Origin of the sequence: Pokkaliibacter sp. CJK22405 (assembly GCF_046614695.1) — a bacterium.
Taxonomy (GTDB): domain Bacteria; phylum Pseudomonadota; class Gammaproteobacteria; order Pseudomonadales; family Balneatricaceae; genus Pokkaliibacter.
Map to the genome: position 1 here is coordinate 260,177 of NZ_JBKKHQ010000001.1, position 13,737 is coordinate 273,913.

The following is a 13,737-nucleotide window of genomic DNA, read 5'->3' on the forward strand; positions in this document are numbered from 1 at the left end:
GGCTGACTTTCGTGGCTGAGCCAAGTATTCTCGATTTTCAGCCAAAAGGACGCCGATGATGCAGAACGTCAAACTGCAGGAATATGACCACTTGCCCACGCCGGTGTTGGCTATCGGCACGGACTACCGTGATGGCTATCTTCTGCCACGACATAGCCACCGCCGTGCGCAGTTACTCTATGCAGGCACTGGCGTCATGGAAGTCTTCACCGATGAAGGCACCTGGATCGTGCCCATTCACAGCGCCGTGTGGATTCCGCCCGGTATCGCCCACGAAATCCGCATGATGGGGGTAAGCACACGCAGCCTTTACATTGAGCCTGCGTTTCAGCCGCGGCACTCCACGGGATGCGAGGTTATTCGGGTATCGCCACTGCTCCGGCAATTACTCCTGAGCGCGGTCGACATCGGCGCAGAATATGAGAATGACAGTCGGGAGGGGCGATTAATGGCATTAATTCTTGATGAGATTACCGCTTCGCCAGTCATGCCGCTCACCCTGCCGATGCCCAAGGATTCGCAGCTGCATCAGCTCTGTGCCGACTTCGGCAAAGCACCAAGCATTCTGACCCGCCCGCAAGACTGGGCGCTGCAACTCAATAAAAGTGAGCGCAACTTTACCCGCTTCTTTCGACAGCAAACGGGCCAGTCCTTTGGTACCTGGCGAACGCAAGCCTGTCTTATGCAAGCAGTCGTGCAACTGGGACAAGGTGCAGGTGTGACTACAGTGGCCCTAAGCCTTGGTTATGACAGCCCCTCGGCATTCTCCACCCAGTTCAAGAATGTACTGGGGATCTCGCCCAGCCAGTATTTCCAACAAGGTCAAATCAGAGCCTGACGGGCAATAAAAAAGCGCCCTCAGGCGCTTGGCTCACGATGACCACAGGCGGTGCATCACTTCTCACTTTCCAGCCACGCCGGTGTTTTGCGCTTGATGTGCCAGAACATTAGCAATGCGCCGGCACCTATGGCGATAAAAAGCAGCGGCGCTGTCACGGCTAATCCATACGCCAATTGCATGAGAGGATTTGACGTTGCCGCCAGAAACGGCGAAATCATCAGCGCATTGGCAAGCAAAGTCCCCAATAACGCCACTCCGATCAGCTTCCAGAGCTGCTTGCCTGTCGGTATCTGCCGGTTCTTTTTACTGAACTGCAGCATAAACCAGAAACTTAACGCCGCCAGAATCGGCATATTCAGCTCACTGCCAATGGGCAACTTCAGCACCAGAATGCCGAAGGTGAGACTGGCCATGACCGCAAAATAACTACCGGTGAACTGCAGGAAAAAAACGGTTAGCGACATAACTCTCCCAAAGATCAAAACGCCAGATTCAGCGCAGTGTAGCGGCTTTTGTTTGTCAGCACGAAGGCCTGAGTCAATGTAATTTTTTTGCAAAGACCAGGGTTTGCCTTTCCCAAGATGCAGCGAGATCGACTATGCTGAGCACCTGAAACATATAGATACAAGGATTAGCCACAGATGCGGGATATCAAAAGAGCGATCGTGATTCTGCTGGCATTTGTGGTGTTGATGTTTTCAGTACTCTGCTATTACCTGAGTAGCCTGTCACTAGCAGAGCAGATTACCTACGCTGATACCTCAACCAATAGTTACCCCATCAGCTGGCTGACTGTAGAAATTCTCTCCCATGGCACGCCGTCTGAAACTGAGATCAATTTCCTGAACCATCAGGCGGCTGCACGCTGGATTGCTGCCCTGCCCGATGTCGCCCTTAGCCAGCAGATCATGCAGCATTTGCAGGCCAGCGGTCTGGATATTGATAGCCATGAGCAACTTACCGGTACTGGCTGGACGGCGCTTCATGCCGCTGCCGTTGGTGAAGAAACCGAAACCGTTCGCCGTCTGCTTAACTTTGGTGCCGACCCTGATGTGCCGGATATTAATGGCCTTACTCCCCTCGACCTCATCACCCAGATTCAACAGGAACATCCCGAACGCCATTACCGCCTGATCCAACAGATGCTGGAGGCGGCAGCCGAACAGCAGCATTCGTTTCCATAAAGCCCATACAGGCCGAGTCTCTTTCTCGGTACTCGCTCAGCCAAAAGTAGAACAATCATTTACTACATTCGGTTTCTTATAAGTTACAAATAATATACAATTCGCCTCATAGGATTTACTGACAGGGATGTCATCGACGACTCATCAGGCAGGATCGCCTGAGAATGAGTTCAGTGTTGCAATTGCGCTGTGCACGTTTGAGCTGTTGTTGTGCCCTGTCATCAGTTTCGATGATGACTTGGAGAACGACACTCATGCTTGAAGTTCAGCAAGCACAACAAACCACGGGTTTTGTTTCGATTCTAGAGAACAGCAAAAATGAGCTTTCCAGAATTGAAGAACTAAAAAGCCGCCCCGTATCCAAAGCCCCCCGCAACATTTTCTTTGGTGCTTCCTTTTTTGTCCTGGTGATGCTGATGGGCTTCTTCGCCTTCCAGATCATCTCCGGCATCTTTGCCATCGTCCTTCTACTGGCCAGTGGCATCGGCATTTTCTTCGCTTTACGTTTCTTAAAAGCGCTGGATCCGCTGGTTCGCCAAAAGACCCGCAACCTCGTCATGAACAAAATGGCGATGGAAGCGCGCAAGAATGCGATCGCACAGCTCGATAACCAGATCATTGTTAATGCAGAACGTTTGAATGTGGCTCGTGCTGCTCGTGACAAGATGGGCGCAGCGGTTGAGTCACTGCGTAACCAGATCGATGAGAAAAATAAGGGCAAACCCAATTACGAGCGCAAGGTCCAGATCCTGACACGCGTTGAAGCGGCCTATCACCAGACCATCACCAATCTCGATAACGCGGCGAAAGCCAATCAGAAATTTGAGAGCAAAGTGAAGGAATACAAAGAAATGGAATCCTTTGCGGCACAGGCCAATGAAGCGATGTCCATCTTCAGGAACACCGGTGACAGTCAGCTTGAGGAAATTCTGTCTCTTGAAGCCTTCAAACAAATTGAGGTGGACTTTAACGCTGCCCTGATTGGTATCGAGAACAATGTTCGTGACATGAACATTGACGAAGATGACTCCTATTAAGCACGAACGAGACCGCGAAAAATGAGCAAAGAAAAAACTGAAATGGCAACGTCCACCCGCTGGATGCGCCGTCTTCTGGTCGTCACTTTCGTGTTGATGGCTGCCATTGGCTGCCTGTCGATCCTCCATTCCTCGACGCAGACTCACGAAAACGATTACTCCACCACTCAGGAAGAATCCCCTTTCTAACGCTACAAGGATGTCTTATGTATTGCCGTAACAAACTTCTCTCAGCCTTGCTTCTCGGTGGCTTAAGTCTCTCGGGAATCACGGCGTTTGCCGATGACACTACAACAACCAATGCTCCTGCGGCTACAGCAGAGAAAGGGGTAAAACAGCACATTGTGGTCGGAACAGGCAGTGAGAGTGGCAACTACTTCTCCATGGGCAAAGACATCAAGTCTTACTGTGAAGACTCGCTTTCCAACGGCTCAACCCTTGAGATTGCCAAGAGTGATGGCTCAATCGACAACATCATCGGAATGAATGAAAAGCGCTATTCGGCTGCCATTGTTCAGGAAGATGTCATGCAGTACTTCGCGAAAACTGAACCTCGCAAAGTGAATAAAAACCGCATGAAAGTCATTGCTGGCCTGCACATGGAATCAGCGCACCTGCTGATCCCCATCAACTACAAGCCTGACAGTAATGAAGGCTTCGGCGATATGCTGACCTCCCTGTTTGATGGTCAATCCACGGCGCCGCTGTCTCTTGATGCCTTGCAGAATCAGACCATTGGCTCCTGGGGTGGCTCGATGGTGAGTGCCAAAGCTCTGAGCTATTTCCTGCATCTGAACCTTAAAGTTCAGGACATTCCAGCCGGTAAACGCAGCGACCCGGGTATTCCTGTGCTGCTGATTGGCGGCCACCCGTATGCACCGGTACAGCAGATTCTCGATACGGGCAAGTACAGACTGGTTGCGATCAACTTTGACAAGCTGAAAGAAAAAGCCCCCTTCTATCTGAAGTCCTCTGTCAGCTACAAAGTCAAAGGCAAGGTGGAAACCGTGCAGACCTTCGCCGTGCGCGCGATGTTGGTGGGCAAGTCGTTCCGTAAGGAGTCGCGCAATGTGAATATGTCACTTCTCGCCAATTGCATTACCGACAATCTTGCAGATCTGGCGGATGATTCCGAAACCAATCCCAACTGGGGTTCGGTGTATGACCTGGAACAGGATAACGACCAAAGCTCCTGGGCCTACTTTCCCCTCTAGGCTTTTCTCTCCTGGGTAGCTGCGGCTACCCTTTTTTATCCCTCACGAATCATTGATGCGCATCTTTGGCACTCCCCCCCCCCGCGGCTTCACTCCTGACGGCGCGACCCCAAACCTTGCCTTGAAAGCCTTACTGAAATGGAAGCTATCGTGGAAACCGAGCTTGTCGGCGACTTCAGCGACGGCCATGCCTTTGTGAACCAGCAGCACTTTGCCGATATCGAGCTTGGCGTTGAGGACGTAGGTTTTCGGTGAAGTATGGGTGTAGGTGATAAAGAGCTTGCGAAGCTGACCGGGGCTGCACTGGGCAATGCCGGCCATTTCCTCCAGGCTCCAACGGTGTCGCAGGTTTTGATGAAGCGCAGAGATGACCCGCTCGACCCGTTTGAAGTTGGCGGTTGCCGGTAGTGCATCATCAGCCAGCGTCAGCCATTCGTAGATCAACTTGCTGACAATGGCGACACCGAGGGATTTCTGCCTTGACGAGACACTTTCCAGTAGCTCAACAGCGCGTTCACATTCGCTGATCAACTCAGGGGATTCCGCCAGAGTGATCATCTGCCGGAACGGGAACTCCAGCGCACCGTTTGGCACCATCTCGATCCAGACCAGATCCCACAGCATTCCCAGGCAACGATAACGTCGAATTTGCGCAGGTTTGAGGAAAATCGCGCAATGGCCCTGAGGCTCGATCAGGCAGCCATCGTCCAGTTCAATCTGCCCATGCCCCTGACGGGTATAGACCGCAATCACCGAATCCTTACGCAGCGGCAGCAGCCGGTCCTCTGGCCACTGCACTTCATAACGGCTGTCAGCCAGCGTATCCCACAGGGCAATCAGGGTGATGCCGCTGGAGCTTAGGGTTTCTTCAATCACGATCGGAATGTTATGTACCGGATCGTTTTTTACATCCTTTAGACGACTCACGCCATTCACCTGACCGGGCAGCGGGTTAATACTCAGTGTCATGAAGGTTAGCGCATCGTGCCGAAAAAGCGACTAAGCTGCCTTCTAGCCGTTTTATTCACGAAAATAACGCTAAATAGGTGAATACTATGCTGACCCGCACCGCTCGGGAGGACTGCGTATGCTGACCCTCCTCTCCTTCCTGTTCTTTACCGCTCTGGTCGCGTTCATTTCTTACATGAAAACGCGTAACGACAACCTGCAGCAAATCTCCGGTTACTTCCTCGCCAGTCGCAGTCTGACGTGGATCGTCATCGCCGGTTCGCTGTTTCTGACCAATATTTCCGCCGAGCAGTTAACCGGCCTGAATGCCAATGCCTTTCGCAACGGCGCCAATGTGATGGCGTGGGAAACCACCTCGGCAATCACGCTGATCGTCCTGGCCTTTGTATTCCTGCCGCGTTATCTGAAATCCGGCATCACCACGATTCCGCAGTTTCTTGAATACCGCTTTGGTAAGCGCATGCGTATCGTCGCCTCGGCGATTTTTATCTACGCCATCGTGATCGGTTTCCTTCCCTTCGTGCTCTATGCCGGCGCCATCACCCTGTCGAAGCTGTTCGATATTCAGGGGCTGCTGGGGATTAGCGCCAATGCAACGCTCTGGCTGACGGTGATTGCCATCGGTGTTATCGGTGGGATTTATGCCGTCTTCGGCGGGCTGAAAGCCGTCGCCGTCTCCGACACGCTGAACGGTGTCGGCCTGCTGGTCGCCGGTTTGCTGGTGCCGATTCTGGGCCTGATTGCCCTGGGTGAAGGCAGTTTCAGTAGCGGTGTCAGCGCACTCTTTACCGATGCGCCTGAGCGCATGAATGCGGCCGGACTGACGGCGGATGCCAACATTCCCTGGTACGGGATTATCTCCGGGGTGATCATCATCAACCTGTTTTACTGGTGTACCAATCAGGCCATTGTGCAGCGGGCGCTCGGGGCCAAAACCCTTGCTGAAAGTCAGAAAGGTGTGCTGGCAGCCGCGCTGATGAAAATCGGCGGCATTCTGATGCTGGTGTTACCGGGCATCATCGCCTGGCACATGCATCAGCAGGGTTTACTGAACATTCCGGTAAAAGCCGGTTCTGATGTACTGAATTCCGATGTCTCCTACCCGTTACTGGTCCGGGCTATTTTGCCGGACTGGTTAACGGGCTTTTTCTGCGCGGCCATGTTCGGCGCGATTCTCAGCTCCTTTAACAGCGGCGTGAACAGCCTCTCGACGCTGATCAGTCTGGATATCTATAAACAGCTGATTAACCCTGCCGCCACTGACAAGCAAACCGTCACTGTCGGTCGGCTGTTTGGCATCGCGACCATTGTGATCTGCATTTGCATCGCCCCGGCAATTGCCACCTCCGACAGCCTCTACACCCTGATGCGCACCATCATGGCGGTGATCAACGTGCCGATTTTTACGGTGATTCTGCTGGGCGTGATCTCCAAACGCGCCCCGGCGCTGGCAGGTTATATCGGCCTGGCGACCGGCATGGTGTTCTTCTACACCACCCACTTTGTGCTCGGTGACAACCTCGGCTTTGCCAAAGTGCACTGGCTGGTGCTGGTCGGCATTAACTTCCTGCTGATGCTGAGTGTGATGGGCATCGTGCGCTGGCTTAAACCCCTGGATGCCCCCGTGCAGTTGCACCTTTCCAACGAAGTGGACGTCACCCCCTGGAAGCATGCCGGTATCGCCAGTTGGGGGCTGATCGCCCTGTTTGTACTGCTTTACACCCTGCTCTCTCCGCTGGGGCTGACCAGTGCCAATGGCTCTGCCATGAATGCGGTGCTGATCACGGCGGCAGTATTACTGGCGTTGTTTGCGCTGCGCCATGTGCTTAAGGGAATCGTCAAAAGCAAAGCGGTTTGCGCAGGCGAGAATCCGCAAGCCACCGTTTCAACAGAGAGTCATTATGCGCTTTCCCGCAAATAACGGCGTTTGCGGCAAGGCACAGCATTAACCCGACAGGCTGTGGTCACCCGGTGGCCACAGCACGTTAAGGATCTGCCATGCAACGACCTAACCTGATATTCATCATGACCGACACCCAGGCCACCAATATGGTGGGCTGTTACTGCGGCAAAGCAGTGAATACCCGGCACATTGACCAACTCGCCGCTGATGGCCTGCAATTTATGTCGGCCTACACCACCGCGCCGGTCTGTACTCCTGCACGTGCGGGAATATTTACCGGCATTTACTCGAACCAGTCCGGCCCCTGGACCAATAACCTGGCCCCCGGCAGTAATATCACCACCATGGGTCGCTACTTTCGTGATGCCGGGTATCGCACCGGCTACATCGGTAAGTGGCATCTGGATGGCCATGATTACTTTGGTACAGGAACCTGCCCGGAAGAATGGGACCCGGCGTACTGGTACGACGGAGCCAATTACCTTGAAGAACTGACACCGGAGCAGATCAGCCTCTGGCGTAATGGTCTTAACTCCATTGAAGACCTGCGCGAGCATCATCTGGGTTCCTCCTTCACCTGGGCCCATCGCATCAGCGATAAGGCTGAGCATTTTCTTGATAGCGCCGCTGAGCAGGCTGAACCTTTCCTGCTGGTGCTCTCCTACGATGAGCCCCACCACCCCTTTACCTGCCCGCCTGAGTACGCCGAGCGTTATCAGGACTTCGCCTATGACCTTGGCAGCAAAGCTTTTGACACGCTGGAAGGCAAACCTGAGCACCATAAACTCTGGGCGCAGGCCATGGGTTCGCCCGTCGGCAGTGATGGGCAATACCGTCATCCGCTGTATTTTGGCTGCAATGACTACGTGGATGATCAGATTGGCCGGGTCATCGCCCATCTGGATGCCTCAACCTTGCAAAACACCTGGGTGATCTACACCTCCGACCACGGCGAGATGATGGGCGCTCATCAGCTGGTGAGCAAAGGGGCCGCCATGTATGACGACATCACCCGTATTCCCCTCATTATTCGTCCGCCGAAAGAGCAGTCACAGGCCTTGCGTGGGCAGCAAATCACCACGCCGGTCAGCCATATCGACATTCTGCCGACGCTGATGGCGCGCGCAGGCATTCCCCAGCCACCGATACTGCCGGGGCAGGATATGCTGGAGCAGCTCAGCAAAGAGCAGCGTGGCGTGATGGTCGAATTTAACCGCTACGAAATTGAGCATGACTCCTTCGGCGGCTTCATTCCGATTCGCTGCTGGGTAACCTCAGGCTACAAACTGGTCATTAACCTGCTGGGCACCGATGAGCTTTATGACCGCCAGGCCGACGCCGATGAACTGACCAACCTTATCGAAAACCCCGAATACGCGGCGGTTCGTGACCAGCTGCACGACAGCCTGCTGGCCTATATGGACCAGATCCGCGACCCCTTTCGCAGTTATCAATGGCAGCTTCGCCCCTGGCGCAAGGATGCCAAAGCCCAGTGGATGGGCAGCTTTCGCCCTCGCCCACAGGATGGCTATGCGCCCACCGTGCGCGATTACGATACCGGCATGGCCACCCGAGGCATCAAGGTGGAGAAGAAAAGCCAGAGTTTTTAAAGAAACGCGTCTTTTAAAACTCATTAAAACCGAGGATTGCGATCAGCCTGCCGGACGGACTACACTTTTTGGCACCAATAACCTAATCAGGAGTCCGGCATGATTGATCCACTGGCGGAAGTCGTCGGTTTACTCGAACCCGCCGCACGCCACACCAAGCGTGTGCTCAGCGCCGGACAATGGCGGATTCACTGTGACTACGCCGCCGGTGGCACACCTTTTTATGCGGTAATGCTGGAAGGCAGCTGTATCGTCACCCCCAATGGCGGTGAACCACTGCAACTGCTGCCCGGCGATTTTCTGATGATCCCCGCCGCGTATGACTTCTACGTCACCAGCACCACGCCTCCACCGGAAGACCACATCGACCCACCACCGCTGGCGCTGGGTAAGTCCCTCTATCGACTCGGCAACCCGGATGGCCCCCACGACAACATGATGCTGGTTGGTCACTGTGAATTTGGCTCGCCTGATGCCGCATTGCTGGTATCGCTGCTGCCGGAACAGATACACATCCGCGATGACCGCTCCCTGATCAATCTGGTCAAACTGGTGGGTGAAGAAGCACGGGAGGATTATCCCGGTCGGGATATGGTGCTGCAGCGGCTGATTGAGGTGATGATGATTATGGCCCTGCGTGCTGCGCCAAAACTCAGCCCCAACCCTGGATTGGTCAATGGCCTGCATGACCCAAAACTGGCCGTCGCTTTGCGGGCTATGCACGAGAAGCCGCAAATCAGCTGGACTGTCGCCGAGCTGGCTAGAGAAGCGGCGCTGTCGCGCTCGACCTTTTTTGAGCGTTTCTCCAAAACCCTCGGTATGGCACCGATGGAATACCTGCACAGCTGGCGCATGGCGCTGGCGAAAAAGCTGCTTCGGGAGAATGAGCTTAGCCTGACGGCCATTGCCGAGCGCGTTGGCTACAGTAGCGCCAGCCCGTTCAGCGTGGCTTTTACCCGCTATACCGGCATGCCGCCACGGCGCTTTTCGGTCGCAGCGCAGGAAAAAGACCAGACAGCAGACATCAGTGAAGGTTTGCAGGTGGTGTATAACCCTACTTCACCACCTTCATTTTCTTCTCGGGGACGAAAGAATCCGAGTTGAGTAACTCTTCAGGCACCCGCTCTTTTAGCCAGCGCTCCAGATGGCGCACCAGCATTTGCAGCTTGCGGGAATTGCGGCGGTTGGGGAGATAGGCCGCGAACAGCTCTGCCTGATGAGGCTGTTTGCGCACATCCCAGTCGGCGAACAAACGCACCAGCCGTCCGGCACGCAGGTGATCCAGCACCAGCCAGACCGGCAACAAGCACATACCACGTCCATCCAGCGCCGCTTCCAGCAGTAAATCCGGCGAGTTGGTGATCAGCGGGCCATGCAGCATAACCTCTCCACGCTCATATCCGCGGGAGAAGTACAGGCGCAGGGAGCCATAGTTCCAGGCAAAACGCAGGTAGTCGTGATATTGCAGGTCATTCGGATGCTCAGGCGTACCTTTGCGATCCAGATACTCCGGACTGGCGACCACGTAGCGCGGCATGGCGCTAATCCGGCGAATCACCAGATTATCGTAGTTGGAAGGCACGCCGATGCGGATCGCCAAATCCAGCCGCTCCAATGCCAAGTCCTGATACTGATCACTGATGGAGACATCCAGCACCACATCCGGATGTTCACGCATAAACGCCAGTAGCGCATGGTTGAGCCATTTCCGGCTCAGACTGCTGGGAAGAGAAACACGCAGTGAACCTGTCAGCGGCCCCTCCACATCGGAGATGGTGCTGTCGGCATCGTCCAGTTCATCCAGCAAGGGCTTGATGCGCTCGACATATTCAAGACCCGCTTCGGTTAGGCTGACTTTACGGGTGGTCCGCGTTAGCAACGCGGCTTCCAGTGAGGATTCCAGTGAATCAATCAGCCGCGTGACGGAGGATGTCGCGACGCCAAGCTGCTTTGCCGCGCGGGAAAAGCCGCCCTGTTCAGCCACCATGACCAAAGCACGCAGCGCCTGCAGTTTATCCATGTAGAACCCTCGCTTATGGCGGACAACTTTTTATTATTGCACTGAACGCAATAGTAATTTGCTAAACAACCTAATTCAAAGCATGAGTACGGTTAATTAGACTAGCCACCATTCTCGAACACCACATGCCCTGACACGTCTCTCAGCTTATACGAGAGACACCGGGCAGTAGGAGCACCCATGTCTCAACCTTCGGTTTCCACGACCAGCAGCACCGACAACCACGACAGTGGCATGACCCCGGCACTGATGTTCTTCTTTGCGTTTTGCTGCGGCGCGATTGTCGCCAATCTCTATTACACCCAGCCGATCATTGAGCTGATCGCGCCGGACCTGCAAATGGCACCCTCAACGGCGAGCCTGATCGTCTCCATCACCCAGATCGGTTATGCCATCGGCATGCTGTTTCTGGTGCCCCTTGGCGATATTGTCGAGAATCGCAAGTTTATCCTGACCATGTGTGTGGTTTCATTGGTGTCTCTGGTTGCACTGGCTATCGTGCAACAACCCTCGATCTTCCTGCTACTGTCGCTGTTTATCGGTTTTAGCAGTGTGGGCGTGCAATTGCTGATTCCCCTTGCCTCCCACATGACACCCCTGGAAAGCCGTGGCCGCGTGGTTGGCAATATCATGAGTGGGGTTATTTTCGGCATCCTGCTGGCGCGACCTGTCGCCAGCGTTATTGCAGATCACTTTGGCTGGCGCAGCGTGATGTGGCTTGCCGCCGCCGTGATGGTGCTGATTGTACTGGTGCTGCTGCGCTATCTGCCCCGCCGCGAGCCAACCCATGCATCCAGCTACGCCAGCCTGATTCGCTCCCTCGGTGGGTTGGTAATGACCTTGCCCACCCTGCGTCATCGGGCGTTTTATCAGGGCTGCCAGTTTGCGATCTTCAGTATGTTCTGGACCGCCGTGCCGCTGGAATTGAGCCGTACTTACGGCATCAGCCAGAGTGGCATTGCCCTCTTTGCCCTGGTCGGCGCCGTGGGTGCCTTTGCTGCGCCCATTGCCGGACGCCTGGCCGATGCCGGCCACACCAAGCCTGCAACCTTCGCTGCGTTAACTGGCGCTATCCTCTGCGGCATTATCGCTTATGAATCCGAACTGATCGGTGTGTATGGTTTGGCGCTGGTCGGTGTTCTGCTCGACTTTTGCGTACAGCTCAACATGGTGCTGGGCCAGCGGGCGATTTTCTCCCTCGCGCCTGAAATCCGCAGCCGTCTGAATGCGCTTTATATGACCAGCATTTTCGTCGGCGGCGCGATTGGCTCGGCCATCGCCAGTACCCTGTATGAGAACCATGGCTGGCATGGCATCAGCATCGCCCTGTGCTGTTTCCCGCTGGCAGCGCTACTGGTATTCCTGACCAAAGGTCGCAAGATTTAATCCATGAGAAAAACAAAAAGCCGCGCGGAGTACCGGGCGGCTTTTTATTGTCGGGAGTCTGTTCACTCCCTTTACTGAATGAGATCAGGCCGCGCTGAACATCTTGTGCGGGTCGATAACAAACTTCTTCGGTGCACCGGCATCAAACTCGTGATAGCCGCGCGGCGCTTCATCCAGACCAATCACCTGCACACCGACGATATCGGCGATATTCATGCGACCCCACATGATGGCCTGCATCAGCTGACGGTTGTACTTCATCACCGGCGTCTGGCCGGTATGGAAGCTATGGGATTTCGCCCAGCCAAGGCCAAAGCGAATGCTCAGGCTGCCGATTTTGGCGGCGGCATCGGCGGCACCGGGATCTTCCGTTACGTACAAACCGGGGATACCGATTTTGCCCGCTACACGGGTCACCTGCATCAGGGAGTTCAGCACCGTGGCAGGCGCTTCCTCCTGCGAACCGGCATGGCCGTGACCACGTGCCTCAAAGCCCACCGCATCAATGGCGCAATCGACTTCCGGCTCACCCAGCAAATCGGCAATCTGCTCATGCAGTGGTGTGTCTTTGGACAAGTCTGCAATCTCAAAACCCTGCGCCTTGGCATGTTCCAGACGTTTGGGGTTCAAATCCCCGACGATGACGACTGCCGCACCTAACAAACGCGCAGAAGCCGCTGCCGCCAGACCCACCGGGCCAGCACCCGCCACATACACCGTGCTACCGGGGCCGACACCTGCGGTGACAGCGCCGTGAAAACCGGTCGGCAGAATGTCAGACAGGCAGGTCAGATCGCGGATTTTCTCCATCGCGCGGTCGCGGTCAGGCAGTTTCAGCAGGTTAAAGTCAGCGTAAGGTACCAGCACGTATTCCGCCTGGCCGCCGGTCCAGTCGCCCATATCAACATAACCGTAAGCACCGCCTGCTCGGGCGGGGTTAACGGTCAGGCAAACGCCGGTGTGCATTTCCTTACAGGAGCGGCAACGGCCACAGGCCACGTTAAAGGGCACGGATACCAGATCACCGATCTGCAGGTTTTCAACATCACTGCCCTTTTCGATGACTTCGCCGGTGATCTCATGGCCCAGCACCAGACCGACCTGCGCCGTGGTACGGCCACGCACCATGTGCTGGTCAGAGCCGCAAATATTGGTGGATACCACCTTCAGGATCACACCATGCTCGATCTTGCGACCGCGCGGGTCCTGCATTTTGGGGTAGTTGGTGTTCTGAACTTCTACCTTGCCTGCGCCTAGATACACGACGCCGCGATTATCAGCCATGCTGTTGTTCCTTTTATTGTTGTCGTCATGATGTTCCGCCGCGCGCAGTACGCCCACGGTGGTAACGCTGTATCACTGTCGGGAGGAATCCCTGGCAGATCAGATCTGACTGCAACACGGAGGCAAGGCCTGCAACGTGTCAGAACGGCAAAGGCAGCGGTGTTATTTTTCTTTTTGGCTGCTTAAGTAAAACGCAGTGGCCAAGGCTCGCGGCCCAAGCCATCAGCCCGCTTGTGCGAACTGGTGAAGTGTTTGAGTTGGATGATTCTTGCACAGGGAGGAAGGTCGC

At 55.0% G+C, this 13,737-nt stretch carries 13 protein-coding genes; 9 read left to right on the forward strand and 4 right to left on the reverse strand.

What is annotated here, in order from left to right:
* Nucleotides 1-55: 55 nt before the first annotated feature.
* Nucleotides 56-838, forward strand: a complete 783-nt coding sequence (locus ACKC9G_RS01250; RefSeq protein WP_411403113.1) for an AraC family transcriptional regulator — start codon at nt 56-58, stop codon at nt 836-838.
* 56 nt (nt 839-894) lie between these two features.
* Here the strand turns inward: ACKC9G_RS01250 and ACKC9G_RS01255 are convergent, their stop codons facing one another.
* Complete coding sequence (locus ACKC9G_RS01255) at nt 895-1,305, reverse strand: ABZJ_00895 family protein (RefSeq protein WP_411403114.1); 411 nt, start codon at nt 1,303-1,305, stop codon at nt 895-897.
* Nucleotides 1,306-1,482: 177 nt separating this feature from the next.
* Between ACKC9G_RS01255 and ACKC9G_RS01260 the strand changes: the two genes are divergently transcribed.
* The 4 genes from ACKC9G_RS01260 (at nt 1,483) to ACKC9G_RS01275 (ending at nt 4,276) form a co-directional block, all read left to right on the forward strand.
* A complete protein-coding gene (locus ACKC9G_RS01260) occupies nt 1,483-2,025 on the forward strand; it encodes an ankyrin repeat domain-containing protein (RefSeq protein ID WP_411403115.1) in 543 nt (180 codons plus the stop codon).
* A 254-nt stretch (nt 2,026-2,279) separates the two neighbouring features.
* A complete protein-coding gene (locus tag ACKC9G_RS01265; RefSeq protein WP_411403116.1) occupies nt 2,280-3,062 on the forward strand; it encodes a hypothetical protein in 783 nt (260 codons plus the stop codon).
* Between the two features lie 21 nt (nt 3,063-3,083).
* On the forward strand, nt 3,084-3,251 hold the full coding sequence (locus tag ACKC9G_RS01270; RefSeq protein WP_411403117.1) for a hypothetical protein: 168 nt from the start codon (nt 3,084-3,086) through the stop codon (nt 3,249-3,251).
* A gap of 17 nt (nt 3,252-3,268) precedes the next feature.
* Nucleotides 3,269-4,276, forward strand: a complete 1,008-nt coding sequence (locus ACKC9G_RS01275) for a TAXI family TRAP transporter solute-binding subunit (RefSeq protein ID WP_411403118.1) — start codon at nt 3,269-3,271, stop codon at nt 4,274-4,276.
* 42 nt (nt 4,277-4,318) lie between these two features.
* On the opposite strand, the gene ACKC9G_RS01280 is transcribed toward ACKC9G_RS01275, so the two are convergent.
* Nucleotides 4,319-5,245 carry a helix-turn-helix transcriptional regulator gene (locus ACKC9G_RS01280; protein ID WP_411403119.1) on the reverse strand — a complete coding sequence of 309 codons (927 nt, stop codon included), beginning with the start codon at nt 5,243-5,245 and terminating at the stop codon, nt 4,319-4,321.
* Nucleotides 5,246-5,363: 118 nt separating this feature from the next.
* Between ACKC9G_RS01280 and ACKC9G_RS01285 the strand changes: the two genes are divergently transcribed.
* From ACKC9G_RS01285 to ACKC9G_RS01295, 3 genes are all read left to right on the forward strand, one after another.
* Entirely contained in the window at nt 5,364-7,166 is a 1,803-nt protein-coding gene (locus ACKC9G_RS01285) for a solute:sodium symporter family transporter (RefSeq protein ID WP_411403120.1), read from the forward strand.
* Nucleotides 7,167-7,243: 77 nt separating this feature from the next.
* Nucleotides 7,244-8,758 (forward strand): sulfatase-like hydrolase/transferase, encoded by a 1,515-nt coding sequence (locus tag ACKC9G_RS01290; protein ID WP_411403121.1) that lies wholly within the window; start codon nt 7,244-7,246, stop codon nt 8,756-8,758.
* 99 nt (nt 8,759-8,857) lie between these two features.
* On the forward strand, nt 8,858-9,862 hold the full coding sequence (locus ACKC9G_RS01295; RefSeq protein WP_411403122.1) for an AraC family transcriptional regulator: 1,005 nt from the start codon (nt 8,858-8,860) through the stop codon (nt 9,860-9,862).
* Here the strand turns inward: ACKC9G_RS01295 and ACKC9G_RS01300 are convergent.
* A complete protein-coding gene (locus ACKC9G_RS01300) occupies nt 9,813-10,778 on the reverse strand; it encodes a LysR substrate-binding domain-containing protein (RefSeq protein ID WP_411403123.1) in 966 nt (321 codons plus the stop codon). The two genes, ACKC9G_RS01295 and ACKC9G_RS01300, sit on opposite strands and share 50 nt — an antisense overlap.
* Before the next feature lie 180 nt (nt 10,779-10,958).
* On the opposite strand from ACKC9G_RS01300, the gene ACKC9G_RS01305 reads away from it, so the two are divergent.
* Nucleotides 10,959-12,164, forward strand: a complete 1,206-nt coding sequence (locus ACKC9G_RS01305) for an MFS transporter (RefSeq protein ID WP_411403124.1) — start codon at nt 10,959-10,961, stop codon at nt 12,162-12,164.
* 84 nt (nt 12,165-12,248) lie between these two features.
* Here the strand turns inward: ACKC9G_RS01305 and fdhA are convergent, their stop codons facing one another.
* Nucleotides 12,249-13,448 (reverse strand): formaldehyde dehydrogenase, glutathione-independent, encoded by a 1,200-nt coding sequence (gene fdhA / locus ACKC9G_RS01310; RefSeq protein WP_411403125.1) that lies wholly within the window; start codon nt 13,446-13,448, stop codon nt 12,249-12,251.
* Nucleotides 13,449-13,737 lie beyond the last annotated feature (289 nt).